Below are 20,874 nucleotides of genomic sequence, written 5' to 3' on the forward strand. Positions count from 1 at the left end.
CAAGAGCCCAACACCATGCCACTGCGCCCCATGCCCCCAGATCGCGCCAGATCGCACACCGGCAACGCCTCTGCACGAGGAGGTCGACATGGATGCTGATGCCGTCACGCAAGCCTCCGTGGACAGCCTGCGCAAACTGCTGCGCGACGCCTCGGTTGTGCAAGCCAGCCAGTATTTCGACGGGCAGAACGTCACCCTCATCTCTGACCCGCCTGATCACCAACTCGGCCAGGTGCTGGCGCGCTATATCGCGATGGTGCTGTTGACATGCGAAGAGTTGCGCATCGTCTTCAAGGTGCACTTCAACCCGGAGCAGATCCGCGCCTACCGCCAGACCAAGCGCGCATCGGACACCGACCTCACCGACAAGCAGTTGGTGGACTTCATGAAGGAGTTGAGCAACCAGATGGGTGGCCGCGTCTGCCGGATCTTTGACGCGCACCAGATCTCCATGGGCATGAGCGTGCCGCTGTGTACCAGGGGCATCTACGAGATCTACGCCGACTACCAGGCCAAGACCGGTGCCGTCACCAAGTTCGGCGACTTCTGGCGCCTGGAAGGCCCCTTCGACGGCATCTACTGCAGTTGCTATGTGGAACTGCTCGGCAAGAACGACCTCTCGAACATCAAAGCCGAAGACGAAGAAGCACAAGAAGGCGAGCTGGACTTCCTATGAGCAACAACAACGAACTGCAGGCCTCGCACCGTGTCCTCTCCATGCTGGAGAGCGCCTGCGAGTACAACGAACAGATCCTGGACGACATCCCCAGCGTGTTCGTGGTGCTCAACCAGCACAACCGCGTCATCCGGGCCAACAAGGCTTTTTGCGACCTGGTGGGTTGCACCATGGAGACCGCACTGCACCTGGACTTCACCGCGTTTTTCACCAGCGAGAACCGCGACATCCTGCTGCACCACTTCAGCCACCTGCGTGACGACAACAATCGCGACACCAATGCCCGCGTGAAACTGGAGTTTGCCGGTACCAGCGAAGACCAACCCGCCAAGCCCTTCTTCTGGCGGATCTTCAGGCTGGGCAGCGTCAGCGAGGCAGAAGGCCAGGTCATCTCGATGGTGGGCGATGACCTCTCCGGCCTGTACCAATCCGAGCTCAAGCTCATGAGCATTTTCTCCAGCATCCCGCTGGGGCTGATGGTGCTCGACAGCCAGGGCAGGATCACCGAGGTGCTGTCCGAATACTGCCATGTGCTGCTCAATCAGCGCACGCTGATCGGCGAATCGCTGTACAGCATCCTGTTGCGCTCCAACCCCGATCAGGAGCGCGAGCTCACGGACGCGTTCGACCTCCTTCGAGAGTGTGCCGGCCAGTTCATGCCGCACTTCGGCGCCCGCGAGGCGGAACTGGGGCGCATCAGCCAGTTGAAGATCGAAGGGCCCTCCGGCTTTGAGAAGTGGATCAAACCCCGCATCCAGCCGATCGCCAAGAACAACACCGTTGACCGCTACATGGTCACGCTGGAAGACATCACTGCCAGCTTCCTGGCGCAGCGGCAGATCGAAAAGGCCGACCTGCTGGGCAAGCAGGCTCAGGCCCTGTACGAATGCGCCATCCGCGACCCGCTGTCGGGCCTGTACACCCGCCTCTTCATGAACGACAGCATCAGCCGGCTGATTGCCTCGGCCAAGCGCGACAACATCCGCGAGCTGGCCATCGTGATGTTCGACCTGGACAACTTCAAGAGCGTCAACGACACCTATGGCCACGACGCGGGCGACAGGGTGATCAAGGCGTTCGGCAACATCATCCGCGCCTGCACCAGAGACACGGACATCTCGGTTCGTTATGGCGGTGAAGAGTTCGTGCTCGCCCTGCCCTGCAACGAGACCCACGAGCAAGGCGGCGCCATCGTGGCAGACCGCATCCGCGCCAAACTGGCGGACACCCCCATCGACATTGGCAAGGGCCAGATGTTGCGTGTCACCACCAGCTCAGGTGTGGCTTACTGCCAAAAGAACGACACGCTGGAAACATTGCTGCACCGCGCGGACAAATACCTGTACGTTGCCAAGCACAATGGCAAGAACCGTGTGTGCGTCGAAACGTCAGAAGGAGAATGACATGCCCCGGATTTTGGTGATCGATGACGCCAAGACCATGCGCGATGCGCTGAAAGACCTGTTGATCCCGGCAGGTTTCGAAGTGGTCGAGGCAGAAAACGGTGAACAGGGACTGGAGCGGATGGGCCAGCACGCCATCGATCTGGTCATCTCCGACCTGAACATGCCCGGCATGGATGGCCTGACCATGTGCCGGCACATCAAGGAGCAGGGTTACCAGATCCCGATCTTCATGCTCACCACGCAGACCAGCCCCGAGCTGAAAGCCCGCGCCAAGGAGCATGGTGTGGTGGCCTGGATCGTCAAGCCCCACAAGGACGAGATCCTGCTGGGCGGCATCCGAAAGGTGCTCAAGCTGAGCTGAGCCGGCCCGGCCTCGTGGCCAGGCCCCAGGGCTCACTCCATGGAGGCCGGCACCACCGTCCACTGCTGGCGCACATCGCCAATCCCATTGACGCTTTCCAGGTGAACCGGGAAGCCCCACAACCGCGCCACGTGCTTGAGCACCTCGCGCGTGCTGTCATGCAGCGGGCGGTCATTGTGCTGCGTGTGGCGCAAGGTCAAGGACCGGTCACCACGCAGGTTCACACTCCAGACCTGGATATTGGGCTCGCGTGAACCCAGGTCGTACTGCCGGGACAGCATCTCGCGCAACTGGCGATAACCGCCTTCGTCGTGGATGGCGCTGACCTCGTACTCGCTTTCTTCCTCGTCATCACGGATGGCGAACAGCCGGAAATCGCGCATCACCTTCGGGCTCATGAACTGGCCGATGAAGCTCTCGTCCTTGAAGTTGCGCATGGCGTAATCCAGGGTTTTGAGCCAGGCGTGGTCCTTCGGGTCGGTGCCTTCTGCCGAGCCTGCAAAGTCCGGGAACCACAGGCGGTCCTCGGGCGTGGGCTTCTCGCAGATGCGTTTGAGGTCCGTGTACATGGCAAAGCCCAGTGCATACGGATTGAGCCCGCTGTAGGCCCTGTGCCCGACTGGCGGCTGGTACACCACATTGGTATGCGACTGCAGCCACTCGATCATGATGCCGTCGGTCAGGTAGCCGTCGTCATACATGGTGTTGAGCAAGGTGTAGTGCCAGAACGTGGCCCAGCCTTCGTTCATCACCTTGGTCTGGCGCTGCGGGTAGAAGTACTGCGCCACCTTGCGCACGATGCGCACGATCTCACGCTGCCAGGGCTCCAGCAAGGGGGCGTGCTTCTCGATGAAGTACAGCAGGTTCTCTTGCGGCTCGGCGGGGAAGCGCCTGACCGACTCTTCTTCAGGCCGGTCCGCACGGCGCGGCAAGGTGCGCCACAGGTCATTGACCTGCTGCTGCAGATAGGCTTCGCGCTCCTCGCGGCGGGCCAGTTCCTTGTCCAGCGACAGCTTGCCCGGGCGGCGGTAGCGGTCCACGCCGTGGTTCATGAGGGCGTGGCAGGAGTCCAGCAACTCTTCCACCGCGTCCACACCATGGCGCTCTTCGCAGCGCGCCACATAGTTCTTGGCGTAGACCAGGTAGTCGATGATGGAGCCCGCATCCGTCCACATGCGGAACAGGTAATTGCCCTTGAAGAAGCTGTTGTGGCCATAGGCCGCGTGCGCGATCACCAGGGCCTGCATGGCCATGGTGTTTTCTTCCATCAGGTAGCTGATGCAGGGATTGGAGTTGATGACGATTTCATACGCCAACCCCATGAAGCCACGGCGGTAGTTCTTCTCGGTGGCGATGAACTCCTTGCCATAGGACCAGTGCCGGTAGTTCACCGGCATGCCCACGCTGGCATAGGCATCCATCATCTGCTCGGCCGTGATGATCTCGAGCTGATTGGGGTAGGTGTCGAGCTTGAAGCGCTCGGCGGTTGCGCGGATGACGTCGTGGTACTGCTCGATCAACTCGAAGGACCAGTCGGAGGGGCCTGGCAATTGGTGGCCTTGCACACCATAGGCTTGTTGTGCGCTCATGCATCTACCCCTTCCTTCTTGAACAACTCACGGAACACCGGGTAGATCTGCGAGGCATCCAGCACCTTGCGCATGGCAAATTGCTTGTGTTGCTCGGCCAGGGCCAGGTACTCGTCCCACAGGTTCTGCTCGGTCTGGGCCACCTGCACATAAGCGTAGTAGCGCACCAGGGGCAGGATCTTTTGCTCGATGATCTCGCGGCAGCGGCTGGAGTCGTGGTGCCAGTTGTCACCGTCCGAAGCCTGGGCCACATACAGGTTCCACTCGCTGGTGGGGTAGCGGGCCTGGATGATCTCATCGAGCAGCACCAGCGCGCTGGACACCACCGTGCCGCCGGTTTCAGTTGCGTGGAAGAACTCGTCTTCCGTCACTTCCTGGGCCTGCGTGTGGTGGCGGATGAAGACCAGCTCGATCTTGTCGTAATGCCGGGTCAGGAACAGGTAGAGCAGGATGAAGAAGCGCTTGGACAACTCCTTGCGTTGCTCGTCCATCGAGCCGGACACGTCCATCACGCAGAACATGACGGCCTTGGTGGTGGGCACCGGCACCTTGACACGGCTGCGGAAACGCAGATCGATCGGGTCCAGGAAGGGGATGCCCTTCATGCGGCCATACAGGTGGACGAGCTTGGCTTCGATTTCTTCAATCTCGGCGGCGTGCTTGTGCACCAGGGCGTCGTCGCCATCTTCCGTCTCGGCACGCAAGGCCGCCAGGCGCTCTTCCAGCTCCTGGATCTCGCGCCGCGAGGAGGCCCCCAGCGCGATGCGCCGCCCCAGTGCCCCGCGCATGGAGCGAACCACGTGCAGGTTGTTGGGGGTGCCATCGCTGCTGTAGCCGGCGCGGTGGCTCTTCCACTCAGGCACCTCGGCCAGGGCCGTGCGCACGAGATTGGGCAAGGCCAGGTCCTCGAAGAAGACCTGCATGAACTCTTCCTTGCTCAAGGAGAAGACAAAGTCGTCCTCGCCTTCGCCGGAATCGCTGGCCTGGCCTGAGCCACTGCCCTGCCCCTGCCCGCCTTGCGGCTTCTCGATGCGGTCACCCTTGACGTATTCCTTGTTGCCGGGGTGCACCACCTCACGCGTGCCGCCTTGCCCATGACCGAACACGGGCTCGGACAGATCGCGCTTGGGGATGGCGATGTCCTCGCCCTTTTCAATGTCGCGGATGCTGCGGCCGTTGATGGCACGCTGCACCGCTTCACGCACTTGGTCTTTGTATCGACGCAGGAAGCGCTCACGGTTGCCGATGGACTTGTTCTTGCCCGCCAGCCGTCTGTCGATGATGTGTTGCCGCATCCTGTCTACCCCTCGCTCGCGGAGTACCGCGACCGATCCCCCGAGGGGATCTCGCCCGCCTTGGGGCGGCCCGGCGTCGGGCTCGCCTTCTCCGTTAAGCGCTCATGCATAAAACTCCGATCAAGACGACTTACGCACCCGCAAGTACCACTCACAGAGCAAGCGAACTTGCTTGGCGGTATAGCCCTTCTGGACCATGCGGTTGACGAAGTCCTCATGCTTCTTGACCTCGTCCGCACTGGCCTTGGCGTTGAAGCTGATGACCGGCAACAACTCTTCGGTGTTGCTGAACATCTTCTTCTCGATCACGGTGCGCAGCTTCTCGTAGCTGGTCCACAGCGGGTTCTTGCCGCCGTTGTTGGCACGGGCCCGCAGCACGAAGTTGACGATCTCGTTGCGGAAATCCTTCGGGTTGGCGATGCCGGCCGGCTTCTCGATCTTTTCCAGCTCGGCGTTCAGCGCACCACGGTCGAAGATTTCGCCGGTGTCGGTGTCGCGGTATTCCTGATCCTGGATCCAGTAGTCGGCGTAGGTCACGTAGCGATCGAAGATGTTCTGGCCGTACTCGGAATAGCTTTCCAGATAGGCCGTCTGGATCTCCTTGCCAATGAACTCGGCATAGCGGGGCGCCAGCGATTCCTTGATGTAGGAGATGTACTTCTGCTCGGTTTCTGCCGGGAACTGCTCGCGCTCGATCTGCTGCTCCAGCACGTACATCAGGTGCACCGGGTTGGCCGCGACTTCGGCCGGGTCGAAGTTGAAGACCTTGGAGATGATCTTGAACGCAAAGCGCGTCGAGATGCCGCTCATGCCCTCGTCCACACCGGCGTAATCACGGTACTCCTGGATGGACTTGGCCTTGGGGTCGGTGTCCTTGAGGTTCTCGCCGTCGTACACCTGCATCTTGGAGTAGATGCTGGAGTTCTCGGGCTCTTTCAGGCGAGTGAGGATGGCGAACTGGCTCATCATCTTCAGGGTGCCAGGAGCGCAAGGCGCGGCGGCCAGCGAAGAGGTGCGCACCAGCTTCTCGTAGATCTTGATTTCTTCCGAGACACGCAGGCAGTAAGGCACCTTGACGATGTAGATCCGGTCCAGGAAGGCCTCGTTGTTCTTGTTGTTGCGGAAGGCCTTCCACTCGCTTTCGTTCGAGTGGGCCAGCACAACGCCGTCAAACGGGATGGCACCGAAACCTTCCGTGCCCTTGAAGTTGCCTTCTTGCGTCGCGGTCAGCAGCGGGTGCAGCACCTTGATGGGCGCCTTGAACATTTCCACGAATTCCAGCAGACCCTGGTTGGCCAGGCACAGGCCACCGGAGTAGCTGTAGGCGTCCGGGTCATCCTGGGCGTAGGTTTCGAGCTTGCGGATGTCGACCTTGCCCACCAGCGCGCTGATGTCCTGGTTGTTTTCATCGCCAGGTTCGGTCTTGGCGATGCCCACCTGCTTGAGGATGCTGGGGTAGCGCTTGACGACCTTGAACTTGCGGATGTCACCACCGAACTCTTCCAGACGCTTGACGGCCCAGGGGCTCAGGATGCGGTTGAGGTAACGGCGCGGGATGCCGTATTCCTTCTCCAGGATGGGGCCGTCTTCGGTGGGCTCGAACAAGCCCAGCGGCGATTCGTTGACCGGCGAGCCCTTGATGGCGTAGAAGGGCACTTTCTGGGCCAGCAACTTGAGGCGCTCGGCGATCGAGGACTTGCCGCCACCGACCGGTCCCAGCAAATACAGGATCTGCTTCTTTTCTTCCAGCCCTTGCGCAGCATGGCGGAAATAGCTGACGACCTGCTCGATGGCATCTTCCATGCCATAGAACTCTTCGAAAGCCGGGTAGATCTTGATCACCTTGTTGGTGAAGATCCTCGACAGGCGCGGGTCATTGCGCGTGTCGATCATCTGCGGTTCACCGATCGCTTCGAGCATGCGCTCTGCCGCGGTGGCGAAAGCCGACTTGTCTTTTTTGCAGATCTCGAGGTATTCCTCGAGGGTGAATTCTTCTTCGCGGGTGCGCTCGTAACGAGCTGCGAAGCTGCTGATCACGTCCATACAGACCTCCGAACCATCGACTTACGCCATCGATGCCATTCGTGATCTGCGCCGTAACCACCTGGTGAACTCGGCGCGACCACACAAGCATCGCCTTCACACCAAAGATCGAGGAAATCGCCTCACATTCAAGCCCGGATAAAACCCCGGTTCTTGTGTCTGATCAACGACTTCGTTGCTGTCTATCTTGCACCTTTTTTGAGTCCTGCGTGCAGCATGCACACAACAAGGCACGCTTTCATGAGTTTCCTGCCCTCATGAGGCTAGGTATTGCTGCTGGCACGGACTTCTTCCATGCTGGTTATGCCTGAGAGGACTTTCTCTATGCCGTCCTGACGCAGGGTGCGCATGCCTTGTTTGAGGGCCTGATGCAGCAGGGTTTCAGCGTTCGCCCCCGTCTGGATCAGGCGGCGGATTTCCCGGCTGACCGACAGCAGCTCATGCAGGCCTGCACGGCCTTTGTAGCCGGTCTGGTTGCACTGCGGGCAGCCCTTGCTCGTGTGTGCCATCAACACGCCATCCTTCCCCAGACGCTCCTGCCAGTCGGCCAGCAGGCTCTCGCGTGTGGGCGTTTCCTCATGCTCGGGGAACACGTAGAGGTATTCCTTGATCAGGTCGTCAAGGTAATGCACGGAGGCTGGCTCGCTGACCTTGCACGCGGTGCACAGGCGGCGCACCAGGCGCTGTGCCAGCACGACCAGCAAGGCGTCCGCGAAGTTGAACGGGTCCATGCCCATGTCCAGCAAGCGGGTGACGGTTTCCGGGGCGCTGTTGGTGTGCAGTGTCGTGAGCACCAGGTGGCCCGTCAGCGAGGCTTCCACGCCCATGTCGGCCGTTTCATGGTCACGGATTTCACCCACCATGATCACGTCCGGATCGGCACGCAGGAAGGCGCGCAGGGCCTTGGCAAAGGTCCAATCAATTTTGGGGTTGACCTGCACCTGGCGCAGCCCCGGCTGGGTGATTTCAACCGGGTCTTCGGCCGTCCATATCTTGCGCTCGGGCACGTTGATGAAGCTGAGCGCCGAGTGCAGCGTGGTGGTCTTGCCCGAGCCCGTCGGGCCCACGCACAGGATCATGCCGTAGGGCCGCTCCAGCGCCTCTTTCAGGCGCGTGAGGTTGTAGTTGCTCAGGCCGATCTTGTCCAGCGGCATGGGGCGGGCGGAGCTGAGAATGCGCATCACCACGTCTTCCAGACCGTTGTTGGTCGGGATGGTGGCCACGCGCAGCTCCAGCCGGTACTGGGGCACGAAACGGGCGAAATTGATCTTGCCGTCCTGCGGCTTTCTGCGCTCGGAGATATCGAGGTCGCACATGATCTTGATGCGGGCGATCATGGCGCTGCGGTAATTGTGCGGCAGCTCCAGATAGGGCACCAGTGCGCCGTCCTTGCGAAAGCGGATCTTGATCTTGTCGCGGCCTGGGTAGCTCTCGACGTGGATGTCGGAGACGCCCTGGGTATAGGCCTCGATGATCATCGTGTTGATCAGGCGCACCAGCGAGTTGTCGCTTTGCTCGATGGGCCTGTCTTCTTCCTGGTAGGTCTTGTTGTCCAGGCCCTCTTTCTCCAGGTCCTCGACCAGCTTGCCTGAGTCGACGGACTCCATCTCCAGCTCGGCCGGATCGGTGAAGGCGGCGAACATCACGGAGGTGACATCGGCACCCAGCTTGGCGTAGGCATCCCGGATGGACCATTCCAGCTGGCTCTGGTTGGCCAGCACCGGCACAATCTTGCACTGGGTGACGAACTCCAGCTCGGACAGCACCGAGCGCTTGCTGGGGTCTTCCACGGCCACGATCAGGGTGGTGTCGCGCAGCAGCAGGGGTGCCACCAGCAGCTTGGCGGCCACGCTGAAAGGCACCTTGTTGAGCGCGTCAGGATCAGCCGGGAAGCGGTCCAGGTCCACCAGCGGGTAACCCATCTTGCGGGCCAGGGCGCTGAGCAGATCCTGCCGGGACACCATGCCCAAGCGCACCAGCAACTCGCCCAGCGGCACGGTGCGGTCTGTCTGTTGCTGCTTGAGCGCGTCTTGCAACTGGTCGTCGGTGATCAGGCCCAGGGCGATCAGCGCCTCGCCGATGCGCACCATGGGCATCTGGCTTTGGCGCTCGATGGCGGCGATCAGCTGGTCTGGCGAGACCACTTTCTGCGTCAGCAGGATGTCGCCCAGCTTCTGGTTGCGCAGGGTTTGCTGCACCTCGACCGCCTGCTCCACTTCTTCGGCACTGACAACCTGGGAGTCGATCAGCGCCTGACCGATCAGCGGGCCGATCTCGACGCCAGCGATGACCTCGGTCGGCACGAACAGGCGGTGAACGGATCCCCGCTCGTCCACGGGCGGAAACAGGAAGAGGCCAAATTCATTTTCGACATGGCCGATGGTGTCGCCTTCGAGCGTACCGCCTGCCACCAGGTGGACGCGGTAGTCGGTCACCGGGCGCTCGGCCAGAACGCCGTATTCATGCTGGCTCAAGCCCGCATCGGCCAGCTTGGGCTCGATCGGGCGTGTCAGCAAAATGGTGCGGAACTGGCTGAACCGCAGCGGCATGGTGGTGCGTGCCGGGGGCACCTGGATGTGCGCCACATGCTCGGTGGGCACGAAGAAGTTCAGCCGCCCCTGCATCACGCGGCCATTGAGCCCCACGATCTGGCACGGCTCGGACTCCTGCTGCACGCCCGCGACCGGATAGGTGGCAAAAGGCGGTGTCGGCCAGCGGAAGGTTCCGTTGTCCGGGCCGTCGTTCGTGGTGTCGGCAAACCCCGCGTTCTGAAAGTCGACGCCCTGCTCTCTCGGGGGAGCCGGCGGGCCTACTTCGATGCGGAAGATGCGCTCAGGGTTATCAGACATGTCGATCCTTGCATCCAGGATGCGACACTGACACCCCGGGCTGATTGCCATGCTATGAAACTGCCCGCATCATGATCGGGCCATAAAGCGCCAAAAAACGCGCATTTGCAGCCTCGGATGCCGCGAGCATGGTCCAGTGAAAGATTACGACGGCTCGCACGACCAATACGATGACGCTTGAGCAAGGCGTGCGTTTTTCAACCGAATCTGCAAGGAAATGATCATGAACCAACGTCAACTGCTGTCTTCTGCCCTCGCCTCCCTCCTGGCCGTGGGCAGCGTGTCCATGGCTCAGGCACACGAGGAAGCCGCCCCAAAAGACAAGGAAAAGTGTTTCGGCATCGTCAAGGCCGGCCAGAACAGCTGCGCCAACCTGTCGGGCACCCACTCGTGCGCGGGCGAGGCCAAGACCGACAACTCGCCCGTGGATTGGAAGCTGGTGGCCAAAGGCACCTGCGCCAAGCTGGGCGGGCTGACCATCGAGCAGGCCAAGGCGGCGCTGGCCAAGGCCGGCGGCAAGTGAGGGCCTGACACCCGATGAGCACGACATGGTCCCTGGTGGGCATTGGCCTGCGCCAGCCACACGCGCAGGACTTGTTGCGGTTGCGCCCGCCTGAGCTGGGTTTTCTGGAGGTGCATTCAGAGAACTTCTTCGCCGATGGCGGTCCTGCCCTTGACGTGCTGGACCAGATGCGGGCGCTCTACCCCATCAGCCTGCACGGGGTGGGCTTGTCGCTGGGCTCGGCCTCGGGCGTGGACGCCGCGCACCTGGACCGGCTGGCCCGCCTGGCGGCGCGCATCAACCCCGTGCGGGTGTCGGACCACGCCAGTTTTGCGCGCGTGGCCTCCGCCGGGCCGGATCAGGCTGGCGCCGTGCATGCCAGCGACCTGCTGCCCCTGGCCTTCACGCCGGCTTCGCAGGATGTGCTGGTGGCCAATATCCAGCAGGTCCAGGACCGGCTCAAGCGCCCCATCCTGATCGAGAACCTGTCGGCCTACATGGCCTACCAGGACGACGAGATCGCGGAGGTGGACTTCCTGATCCAGACCTGCCGCCGTGCAGGTTGCCAATTGCTGCTGGACCTGAACAACCTGGTCGTCAATGGCCTGAACCGGGCGCGGCGTGCCACCTGGCAACACACCCCGGGTGTCGAGCCGGATCGGGCGCAGGCGCTGACCAAGGCACGGGCCGAAGCGCTGGATTTTGTCTGGTCGATCCCCGCCGGCATGGTGGGCGAGATCCACCTGGCGGGCTTTCGCTGGGCGGCGCCCGATCGCTTGATCATCGACGACCACAGCCAGCGCATCCACCCGACGGTGTGGGATGTGTACGCCCAGACGCTGGCTCACCTGGACGAGGTGCCCACCTTGATCGAATGGGACGTGGACCTGCCCCCGCTGGCCGTGTTGCTGGACGAAGCCAGGCTGGCGGCGCAGGCACTGGCCCAGCACCGCGGGGAAGCCGAACATGAGTCAATCGACTGAATTGGCACGCCAGCAAGCGGTGCTGGCCGCTTGCCGCACGCCCCATGACGCAGCCGCGCCCTGGGATGAATCACAAGCCTGCTGGCCCGCCCTCGTGGCGGCGCACCTGCAAACCGATGCGGCCGGCTTGCGCGCTTACCAGCTCAATGCGCAGGCCACCGCGCAACGCGTGATCGCCGGGCACTTCCCGACGCTGCAGGCCATGTTGGGCGAAGACGCGCTCAAGGCGCTGGCGCTCATCCTGTGGCAGGAAGCGCCACCCAGCTGCGGCGACCTGGGCGAATGGGGGGCTGCCCTGCCCGACTTGATCGGCCGCCACGCAGATCTGCAGGCCTGGCCCTGGCTGGCCGATTGCGCCCGGCTGGACTGGGCACGCCACCAGTGTGAGCGCGCAGCGGACGTGAGCCTGGACACCCCAAGCCTGAACCTGCTGGCCGAAGCCGAGCCTGAACAGCTGCACATGGCACTCCAACCCTGCGTGCAGCTGGTCACCTCCGACTGGCCTGTATTGGCGCTGTGGGAGGCGCATCAAGGCCCCGCCGAGGCCCACGAAGAAGCCGCCCGGCTTGCGCTGCAGACCGGCTCGACCGGGGACGTGGTGATCTGGCGCAACCCCTGGGTGTTGCAGATGGCGCCTGTGGCCCTTGCGGACGCCTGGTGGATGAAGGCGGTCATTGAACAGCGCGATCAGCCCCTGAGTAGCCTGCTGGACCACGCGCCAACGGGCTTCGATTTCAGCGCCTGGCTGAACCAGGCTGTTGCGCAAGGCTGGTTGTGGCGGCTGAGCACCACGGCGGACCAGGCCTGACCCGCTCGGGTCCCAGCCGGATCAGAAGTCCTTCGGGCGGAACTCCAGCTGCATCACGGGCGGCACGCGCCCACTTTCATCAGCCGGCAGCACCTCGGTGCGATCCAGCGCGCGCATCACGGCCTCGTCCCACGACGCCAGCCCGGAGCGCTCGATGAACTTGGTCGACAGGATGCGACCATCCGGGCCGCAACGCACCTCGACCACGGCCAGAGGGTTGCCGCTGACGTTGTCCGTGAACACGATATTGGGCTTGATGCGCGCCTTGATGCGGCCGCCGTAAGCCGCGCTCGGGCCAGCCGAGCGGCTCGGTGTGCCCAACGAGCCCAGCTCGGACATCATGTCCTGGATCTTGGCCTTGCGAATGGCTTCGCGCTCGGCCGCTGCCTTGGCACTGCTGTCGGTGCTGGTGGCCTTGGACGTGACGGGCTTGGGCTCAGGCTTGGCTTCTGGCTTGACCTCGACAGGCTTCTTGGGCGGCGTCTTCTCAGGTTTCTTGACCGGCTTGGGTGGCTCGGTCTCGAACACCTCGACCGGCTCGCGGTGCTTGCGCTTCTTGGGCTCTTTCTTGGGCGGGGTGCGCGACACCACCACATCCGGGATCGGCTGCGGTGGCGGAGGCTCGGGCTCGGCCGCCTTCACGGGCTCGGGCTGGGTTTCAGGCGGTTTTTCAACCGGCTGCTCGACCACGGGTGGTGGTGGCGGCACGACCACGGCTTCGGGCACCGCCGCGCGCGGGATGTCCGACCAGACCTCGGCCTCAACCGGCTCCGGGTTGCTCATCTTCCAGTGCACACCAAAGGCCAGCGCGGCCACCAGGATCAGGTGCACGCCAAAGGCCATGGCCACGCCCGAGGTCCAGCCATCCGACGTGCGCGGGCGCAGATCGGGGCCGGCTCCAGGGTGGACGACGTCGGCGTTCAAGGCTTCAGCCCCCTGTGGTGCGCACCGACAGGCCCACGCGGGCCACGCCGGCTTTTTGCAGCACGTCCATCACACGCACCACGGACTCGTAGCGCACGTCCTTGCGCGCGCTGATGATCACGGGCACGGCACTGGGCCCACCGGCCGCTTCTTCCTGCAGGGGCTTGATGCGCGCAGCCAGCTCGCTCACGTCCAGGGTGTCGACGTCCTTGCGGTCAATGCGCAGGCGCACGCGGTCGGCGTCTTCCAGCACCACCTCGATCACCTTCTCGGGTGCCTTGCGGGCCTTGCCGATGCTGGGCAGGTCCACCACCCCGGTGGGCAGCAGCGGCGCACTCACCATGAAGATGATCAGCAGCACCAGCATCACGTCGATGAACGGGACCATGTTGATCTCGTTGCGGGTGCGCCTGGCGCGGCGCCCGCCTCGGGCATTGAGCTCGGCCACGGTCAGCGCCCCTGTGGCGCGCTGCGGCCCGCGTCAGCCGGATTGGCCGGTGCGGCGTTGCGCGCCAGGATGTTGGAGAACTCCTCCATGAAGGACTCCATCTGGATGGCGATGCGGTCGATGTCGCGCGCCAGGCGGTTGTAGGCCAGCACGGCGGGAATGGCCGCAAACAGGCCGATGGCCGTGGCCACCAGCGCTTCGGCGATGCCAGGCGCCACCGTGGCCAACGTGACCTGCTGCATGTTGGACAGGCCCGTGAAGGCGTGCATGATCCCCCACACGGTGCCAAACAGGCCGATGTAGGGCGAGACGGAGCCGACCGAACCCAGGAAATCCAGGCGTGCCTCGATGACGTCCATCTCGCGGTGGAAGCTGGCCCGCATGGCGCGGCGTGCGCCGTCCAACAAGGTGGGGACATCGGCGACGCGGCGCTCACGCAGCTTCATGAACTCGCGCATGCCGGCGGCGAAGATGCGCTCTTGCGGCGAAGGGGGGCCCTCGCCGCGTTGTGCGTCCTGGTAAAGCTCCTGCAAGGTGCGCCCGGCCCAGAATTCGCGGTCGAACTCGTCGTTGTCGGTGCGCACGCGCTTGAGCCCGATCAGCTTGCTGAAAATGACGCTCCAGCTGGCCAGCGACACCACCAGCAACAGGGCCAGCACGATCTGCACCACCGCGCTGGCGTGCAGCACCAAGGCGATGATGGACAAGTCTTGGTTCATGGAAAGTCAACCTCCAGAGGCTTGAATCGGGGTGGGCAGAACGGACAGGATGCGAGCAGGGATGCGGCCAGGTTTGAGGTCTTCCTGACCTGCCTGGGACTGCACCCAGCCAATGCGGACCTGGCCCTGCGTCAGCAAGGTGTCGCCCCGCCAGACATCTTGCGCGAAAGTCACACTGCTGCGCCCCACATTGACGACGCTCACGGTCACCGTCAGACGGTCGTCCAGGCGGGCGGGCTTGATGAAGCGCATCTGCGTGTCGGCCACGACGAACATGCCCTCACCCGAATGGCGCATGCCTTCCTGCTCGAAGCCCAGGGAAGACAGCCACTCGGTACGGGCGCGCTCCATGAACTTGAGGTAGTTGCCGTAGAACACGATGCCACCGGCGTCGGTGTCTTCCCAGTAAATGCGGATCGCATGACGGAAATGCGCATCGGCCAGGGCGCTGGGTACGGTGGGTACGGCGGCGGAATCGACAGAAGGATCGGCAGCTGACAACAGGCTCATGCGCGACATTATCCAGGGGATCAGGCCTGATCCGCCGAATGGGCCACGATGCAGTCTGTCAAGACCCCGTCAAAACATGTAAAGGCCGCCGCGCCTCACGGGACACTTCACAGGAAATCGGGCGACTGAACGGCGTGCAGCGTCACGTTGACCTCGCCATCGCGTTCGCGGCTGCGCAGCCACCATACTGCGCCCTTGCGCACCGACCAGGCCAGATCCTGCCCGGTCAGCAGGCGCGCGGCCAGCATGCCCAGGGTGGGCTGGTGGCCGACCAGCAGCACCGCGTCCCGGGCGCGGGGCCAGCGCGCGGCCTCCAGCAGGTCGTCCACGCTGGCTTGCGGGCTGATGGACTTGACCGTCTTGAACGAGCGCCCCAGCGCCAGTGCGGTTTGCTGCGTGCGCTGCGCCGGGCTGACCAGCACGCGGGTGGTGTCTGGCAGGCGCTGATTGAGCCAATGGGCCATGCGCTCGGCCTGCCGCTCGCCCTTGGGGGTCAGCGTACGCGCCAGGTCCTGCGCCATGTCGATGTGCACCGTCAGGTCTTCGCCGGCTTCGGCCCGTGCCTGCAGGGCTTCATCCAACGGCAAGGCATGCGCCTGCGCGTGCCGCCACAAGATCAGATCCATGCTGAACTCCTCATGCGCCCTCCTTGGTGTGTCATGCCCCGGCAGCCTGAGGGATCATCGGGTCAGCGTGATGACAATCAGGGCAAGGCGCGAAAACGGGCCATCAAAGCCTGCTGGGCGCAAACGCCGTCCTGCGATACCCGCTCGTAGCGGCCATCGCCCAGCTGACGCCAGGCATCGCGGTGGTCCAGCAGATACGGCACCAGGCACTCGTCGATCACGCGCTGGCGCAAGGCTGCGTCCCGCACGGGCCAGGCGGCTTCGATGCGGCGCGTCATGTTGCGGTTCATCCAGTCGGCGCTGGACAGGTAAAGCACCTCGTCGGCGTCGCTTTCGCCCCAGCGGAAGTACAGCACACGGGTGTGCTCCAGCATGCGGCCCACGATGGAGCGCACGCGGATGTTCTCGGACAGCCCCGGCACGCCGGGCGGCAGGATGCAGGCCCCGCGCACGACGAGGTCGATGCGCACGCCCCGCTGCCCCGCTTCCAGCAAGGCGGCGATCAACGGCTCATCGGTCAGGGAGTTGAGCTTGAGCACGATGCGCGCGGGCTTGCCGGCCTCGGCCGCCTCGGCCACACGCTTGATGGTGTGGATCAGGTGCGACTGCATGCTGAATGGCGCCAGCAGCAGATGCCTGGTGGACTTCTGGTGCGTGAGGCTGGAGAGCTGCTGGAACACCATGTCCACATCCGCCGTGATCTCGGCATTGCTGGTCAGGTAGCCCACGTCGGTATACAGGCGCGCCGTCTTGGGGTTGTAGTTGCCGGTGGACAGGTGGGCATAACGCCGCAGGCGGCTGCCCTCGCGGCGCGTCACCAGCATCATCTTGGCGTGGGTCTTGAGGCCCACGATGCCGTACACCACCTGCGCCCCCAAGGCCTCCAGTCGCTCGGCCCAGTTGATGTTGGCCTCTTCGTCGAAGCGCGCCTTCAGCTCCACCACGGCCAGCACTTCCTTGCCCCGGCGCACGGCTTCAAGCAACAGGTCCATCAGCACCGACTCGCTGCCGGTGCGGTAGATGGTCTGCTTGATGGCCAGCACGTCCGGGTCATGCACGGCCTCGCGCAGGAAGGCCACGACCGCGTCAAAGGACTCGAAAGGGTGGTGCAGCAGGCAATCCTGGCGACGCAGGTGCTCGAACATGCCCGTCTGCGGCAAGGTCTGCGGCCAGCCCGCCTGGTAATTGGGGAAGCGCAGCGCATCGGCATCGGCCTGGTCGATCAGCTGCGTGAGGCGCACCAGGTTGACCGGGCCATTGACCTGGTAGAGCGCCTGCTCATCCAGACCAAACTGCTCCAGCAGGAAGTCGGACAAGTCCTTGGGGCAATTGAACACCACTTCCAGCCGCACCGACTGGCCGAACTGCCGCGTGCTCATCTTGGAGCGCAAGGCCTGGCGCAGGTCGGTGACGTCGTCTTCGTCCACGTCGATGTCGGAGTCCCGCGTGAGCCGGAACTGCGAAAAGGCCTTCATCTCGCGGCCCGCAAACAGCTCACCCAGGTGGGAGCGGATCACGCTGGACAGCAACACGAAGCACTGCTTGCCGTCGGATATTTCGGGGGGCAGCTTGATCACCCGTGGCAGCACGCGCGGGATGCGCACGATGGCGATGTCGTTGTCGCGCCCGAAAGCATCGCGCCCGCTCAGGCGCACGATGAAGTTCAGCGTCTTGTTGGCTACCTGCGGGAAGGGGTGCGAAGGGTCCAGCCCGATGGGCACCAGCAGGGGACGAACCTGGCGGTGGAAAAAGTCGGCCACCCAGTCGCGCTGGGCCTCGTTGCGGTGCGCGTGGTTGAGGATGTAGATGCCTGCCTCACGCAGCGCCGGCCCGACCACATCGTTGAAGATCTGGTACTGGTCATCCACCAGTTGGTGGGCTTCTTTGGCGACATCGGCCAGGTACTGCCGGTCGATGCCCGTACCCAGCGTGCGCGAGGCCTCCAGCACATCGGCAAAGCGGACCTCGAAGAACTCATCGAGGTTGGACGAGACGATGCAGATGTAGCGCAGGCGCTCCAGCAGGGGTACGTCCTCGCGTTGTGCTTGCGCCAGCACCCGGCGATTGAATTCAAGAATGGCCTGTTCGCGGCTCAGCAACTTCAAACGCGGGGCGGAGGACACCTGACAACACTTCCTTTGAAATCAAACCGGATGGACGCCAGACAAAGCGCGGGGCTTTGAGTTTAGAACGCCAAAGCCCTCAGGATGATGACAGTTGTGTGTCAGTGTGCAGCTGACCACGCTGCGCACGGCTAGTGCGCAGCCTCCCAGTTCGGCCCGGCCCCCACCTCGGCCAGCAAGGGCACCCGCAAAGCGGCCACCGAGGCCATCAGGCGGGGTACTTCGGCTTTGACCCAGTCCAGCTCGGCATCGGGCACCTCGAAAACCAGTTCGTCGTGCACCTGCATGATCATCAGCGTGGCCTTGCCTTGTGCGTCCAGCGCGTCCTGCACGGCCACCATCGACAGCTTGATCAGGTCGGCCGCCGTGCCCTGCATGGGCGCGTTGATGGCGGCCCGTTCGGCACCCGCTCGGCTGGGGCCGTTGGGACTGTTGATCTCGGGCAGCCACAGGCGGCGGCCGAACACGGTTTCAACATAACCCTGGGCCTTGGCCAGCGCGCGGGTGTCGTCCATGTAGCGCTTCACGCCGGGGTAGCGTGTGAAGTAGCGCTCGATGTAGGCCGAGGCGGCCGAGCGCTCGATGCCCAGGTTGCTGGCCAGGCCAAAGGCGCTCATGCCGTAGATCAGGCCGAAGTTGATGACCTTGGCGTAGCGGCGCTGCTCGCTGGTGACCTCGTCGGGTGTCACGCCGAAAACCTCGCTGGCGGTGGCACGGTGCACGTCCATGCCTTCGGAGAAGGCGCGCAGCAGGTTCTCGTCCTGCGAGATGTGGGCCATGATGCGCAGCTCGATCTGCGAGTAGTCGGCCGACACGATGACGTGGCCTGGCGGCGCAATGAAGGCTTCGCGGATGCGGCGGCCCTCGGCGGTGCGCACGGGAATGTTCTGCAGGTTCGGGTCGTTGCTCGACAGGCGCCCCGTGACGGCCACGGCCTGCGCGTAGTTGGTGTGCACGCGGCCCGTGCCCGGGTTGATCATCAAGGGCAGCTTGTCCGTGTAGGTGGACTTGAGCTTGGCCATGCCGCGGTATTCGAGGATGCGAGCCGGCAGCGGGTAGTCTTCGGCCAGTTTCTCCAGCACCTCTTCATTGGTGGAGGGCGCGCCGGACGCCGTCTTCTTGACGATGGGCAGGCCCTGCTTGACGAACAGGATCTCGCCGAGTTGCTTGGGCGAACCCAGGTTGAAAGGCTGGCCAGCCAGCTCGTAGGCCTCTTGCTCCAGCGCCATGATGCGCTGGCCCAACTCGTGGCTTTGCTGCCTGAGCAGGTTGGCATCGATCAGCACGCCGTTGCGCTCGATGCGCTGCAGCACGCGCGAGGTGGGCATCTCGAAGCGCTGGTAAATGTCGAGCAGTTGGGGCTCGGCCTGCAGGCGCGGCCACAAGGTCTCGTGCACATGCAGCGTCAGGTCGCTGTCTTCACTGGAGTACTGCGAGGCGCGGTCCACCGCCACTTGCGCAAACGGGATCTGCTGGGCGCCCTTGCCGGCCACGTCTTCGTAGCTCAAACCGGCGCGGTTCACAAAGCGCAGCGCCAGATCACCCAGGTTGTGCCGGCGGTGCGCTTCGAGCACATAGCTCTCCAGCATGGTGTCGTGCGCATAACCCTGGATGCGGATGCCGTGGTTGGCCAGCACATGCGTGTCGTACTTGATGTTCTGGCCGACCTTGGCCTGGTTGGCGTCTTCCAGCCAGGGCTTGAGCTTGGCCAGCACCTCGTCCAGCGGCAATTGCACGGGCGCGTCGGGGCCCTCGTGGCGCAGCGGGATGTAGCAGGCGCGGCCCACCTGGTCGCTGAACGACAGGCCGACGATGCGCGCCTTCATGGGTTCGAGCGAGTCGGTCTCGGTGTCAAAGGCCACCAGGGGGGCAGCATGCAGGCGTGCCAGCCATTGGTCAAAGGCAGGCCAGTCCAGGATGGTGTCGTACTGGGTCTCGACCTGGCTCAGAGTGGAGGCGGCAGATGCACTGCCCACAGCATCGGCGCTGTCATCGGCCGCGTCGCCCGCTGGGTCGGCGTCGCCACCAAACAGGTCGCCTGTGGCACTGGGCTTGGCCGCTTTGGGTGGCTTGCTGGCCTTGGCTGACGGGGATGCTGAGGCTGCCGTGCCCAGGCCCAGCTGCTTCTCGACGTCGGCGCGGGCGGTGCGAAAACCATAGCGTGTGTAGAAGTCCAGCAGCGCGGGCAGATCGGGGGCCTTGAGTGCCAGCGCATCCAGCGAAGGCCACTGGGGCACATGGCCGGTGAGATCGCAATCGAGCTTGACGGTGATGAGGCGGCGGCCTTGCGGCAGCCAGTCCAGCGCCTTGCGCAGGTTCTCACCCACCACGCCCTTGATGTTGCTAGCAGCGGCCATCACGCCTTCCAGCGTGTCGTATTCGGCCAGCCACTTCACGGCCGTCTTGGGACCGACCTTCTCGACACCAGGCACGTTGTCCACCGTGTCGCCGATCAGGGTCAGGTAATCGATGATGCGCTCGGGTGGCACACCGAACTTGGCCTGCACGCCGGGGATGTCCAGCACCTCGGGCGGCTTGGCCATGGTGTTGATCAGCGAGACCTGCGGGTTGACCAGTTGGGCCAGGTCCTTGTCGCCCGTGGAGATGACGACCTTGTGGCCGGAGGCCGCGGCCACCCTGGCCAGCGTGCCGATGGCGTCATCGGCTTCGATGCCCGGGACTTCGAGTACGGGCCAGCCCAGCAGCTTGACCACTTCGTGGATCGGTTCGATCTGCGTGCGCAGGTCATCCGGCATCGAGGGGCGATGCGCCTTGTACTCGGGGTACCACTCGTCGCGGAAGGTCGGGCCTTTGGCATCGAACACGCAGACGGCGTGCTCGGCACCAATGTGGTCGCGCAACCAGCCCATCATGTTGACCATGCCATGCAAGGCACCAGTCGGCTCGCCTTGTGGCCCGCGCAGGTCGGGCATGGCATGGAAGGCGCGGTAGAGGTAGCTGGAGCCGTCTACCAGCAGCAGGATGGGGGCGGAATCAGAGGAGGAATTCACC

The 20,874-nt window shown here is 63.7% G+C and carries 17 protein-coding genes; 6 read left to right on the forward strand and 11 right to left on the reverse strand.

Annotation, left to right across the window (positions count from 1 at the left end; all coding sequences use genetic code 11):
• The first annotated feature begins 88 nt into the window (after positions 1-88).
• The 3 genes from HY019_RS02720 to HY019_RS02730 are packed head-to-tail and all read left to right on the forward strand — an operon-like array spanning position 89 to position 2,443.
• Positions 89-676: a hypothetical protein gene (locus HY019_RS02720; RefSeq protein ID WP_290688150.1), complete on the forward strand. Its 588-nt coding sequence runs from the start codon at positions 89-91 to the stop codon at positions 674-676.
• Positions 673-2,079 (forward strand): sensor domain-containing diguanylate cyclase, encoded by a 1,407-nt coding sequence (locus HY019_RS02725; protein WP_290688151.1) that lies wholly within the window; start codon positions 673-675, stop codon positions 2,077-2,079. The genes HY019_RS02720 and HY019_RS02725 overlap by 4 nt, the downstream gene beginning before the upstream one ends.
• 1 nt (position 2,080) lies before the next feature.
• The gene (locus tag HY019_RS02730; RefSeq protein ID WP_290688153.1) at positions 2,081-2,443 is read left to right on the forward strand and encodes a response regulator; all 363 of its coding nucleotides are present in this window, start codon (positions 2,081-2,083) and stop codon (positions 2,441-2,443) included.
• A gap of 32 nt (positions 2,444-2,475) precedes the next feature.
• Here the strand turns inward: HY019_RS02730 and HY019_RS02735 are convergent, their stop codons facing one another.
• The 4 genes from HY019_RS02735 to HY019_RS02750 all read right to left on the reverse strand — a co-directional run bounded on the left by HY019_RS02735 (position 2,476) and on the right by HY019_RS02750 (position 10,219).
• Positions 2,476-4,032 (reverse strand): SpoVR family protein, encoded by a 1,557-nt coding sequence (locus tag HY019_RS02735; protein WP_290688155.1) that lies wholly within the window; start codon positions 4,030-4,032, stop codon positions 2,476-2,478.
• The gene (locus HY019_RS02740) at positions 4,029-5,327 is read right to left on the reverse strand and encodes a YeaH/YhbH family protein (RefSeq protein WP_290688157.1); all 1,299 of its coding nucleotides are present in this window, start codon (positions 5,325-5,327) and stop codon (positions 4,029-4,031) included. Before HY019_RS02740 ends, HY019_RS02735 begins: the two co-directional genes overlap by 4 nt.
• A gap of 120 nt (positions 5,328-5,447) precedes the next feature.
• A complete protein-coding gene (locus HY019_RS02745) occupies positions 5,448-7,370 on the reverse strand; it encodes a PrkA family serine protein kinase (protein ID WP_290688159.1) in 1,923 nt (640 codons plus the stop codon).
• Between the two features lie 263 nt (positions 7,371-7,633).
• A complete protein-coding gene (locus tag HY019_RS02750) occupies positions 7,634-10,219 on the reverse strand; it encodes an ATPase, T2SS/T4P/T4SS family (protein ID WP_363302153.1) in 2,586 nt (861 codons plus the stop codon).
• A gap of 223 nt (positions 10,220-10,442) precedes the next feature.
• Here HY019_RS02750 and HY019_RS02755 point away from each other — a divergent pair, with 223 nt between their 5' ends.
• From HY019_RS02755 to HY019_RS02765, 3 genes are read left to right on the forward strand one after another with little or no spacing between them, the layout of a single operon-like run.
• A complete protein-coding gene (locus HY019_RS02755; RefSeq protein ID WP_290688161.1) occupies positions 10,443-10,742 on the forward strand; it encodes a DUF2282 domain-containing protein in 300 nt (99 codons plus the stop codon).
• A 14-nt stretch (positions 10,743-10,756) separates the two neighbouring features.
• Positions 10,757-11,704 (forward strand): DUF692 domain-containing protein, encoded by a 948-nt coding sequence (locus tag HY019_RS02760; protein WP_290688162.1) that lies wholly within the window; start codon positions 10,757-10,759, stop codon positions 11,702-11,704.
• Positions 11,688-12,512, forward strand: a complete 825-nt coding sequence (locus HY019_RS02765; protein ID WP_290688164.1) for a putative DNA-binding domain-containing protein — start codon at positions 11,688-11,690, stop codon at positions 12,510-12,512. The genes HY019_RS02760 and HY019_RS02765 overlap by 17 nt, the downstream gene beginning before the upstream one ends.
• A 21-nt stretch (positions 12,513-12,533) precedes the next feature.
• Here the strand turns inward: HY019_RS02765 and HY019_RS02770 are convergent, their stop codons facing one another.
• The 7 genes from HY019_RS02770 to polA form a co-directional block, all read right to left on the reverse strand.
• On the reverse strand, positions 12,534-13,436 hold the full coding sequence (locus HY019_RS02770) for an energy transducer TonB (protein WP_290688166.1): 903 nt from the start codon (positions 13,434-13,436) through the stop codon (positions 12,534-12,536).
• A 4-nt stretch (positions 13,437-13,440) separates the two neighbouring features.
• The gene (locus tag HY019_RS02775; RefSeq protein WP_290688167.1) at positions 13,441-13,884 is read right to left on the reverse strand and encodes a biopolymer transporter ExbD; all 444 of its coding nucleotides are present in this window, start codon (positions 13,882-13,884) and stop codon (positions 13,441-13,443) included.
• A gap of 2 nt (positions 13,885-13,886) precedes the next feature.
• Positions 13,887-14,603, reverse strand: coding sequence for a protein TolQ (tolQ, locus tag HY019_RS02780; RefSeq protein WP_290688169.1), 717 nt, complete (start codon positions 14,601-14,603; stop codon positions 13,887-13,889).
• 6 nt (positions 14,604-14,609) lie between these two features.
• Positions 14,610-15,113: a tol-pal system-associated acyl-CoA thioesterase gene (ybgC, locus tag HY019_RS02785; RefSeq protein ID WP_290688171.1), complete on the reverse strand. Its 504-nt coding sequence runs from the start codon at positions 15,111-15,113 to the stop codon at positions 14,610-14,612.
• A gap of 107 nt (positions 15,114-15,220) precedes the next feature.
• Complete coding sequence (locus HY019_RS02790; RefSeq protein ID WP_290688172.1) at positions 15,221-15,739, reverse strand: histidine phosphatase family protein; 519 nt, start codon at positions 15,737-15,739, stop codon at positions 15,221-15,223.
• A 77-nt stretch (positions 15,740-15,816) separates the two neighbouring features.
• Complete coding sequence (ppk1, locus tag HY019_RS02795) at positions 15,817-17,862, reverse strand: polyphosphate kinase 1 (protein ID WP_290688174.1); 2,046 nt, start codon at positions 17,860-17,862, stop codon at positions 15,817-15,819.
• A 131-nt stretch (positions 17,863-17,993) separates the two neighbouring features.
• Positions 17,994-20,873 carry a DNA polymerase I gene (gene polA, locus HY019_RS02800; RefSeq protein WP_290688175.1) on the reverse strand — a complete coding sequence of 960 codons (2,880 nt, stop codon included), beginning with the start codon at positions 20,871-20,873 and terminating at the stop codon, positions 17,994-17,996.
• Position 20,874: the final 1 nt, after the last annotated feature.

The sequence above is a fragment of the Aquabacterium sp. genome (genome assembly GCF_016195855.1).
Classification (GTDB): domain Bacteria; phylum Pseudomonadota; class Gammaproteobacteria; order Burkholderiales; family Burkholderiaceae_C; genus Aquabacterium.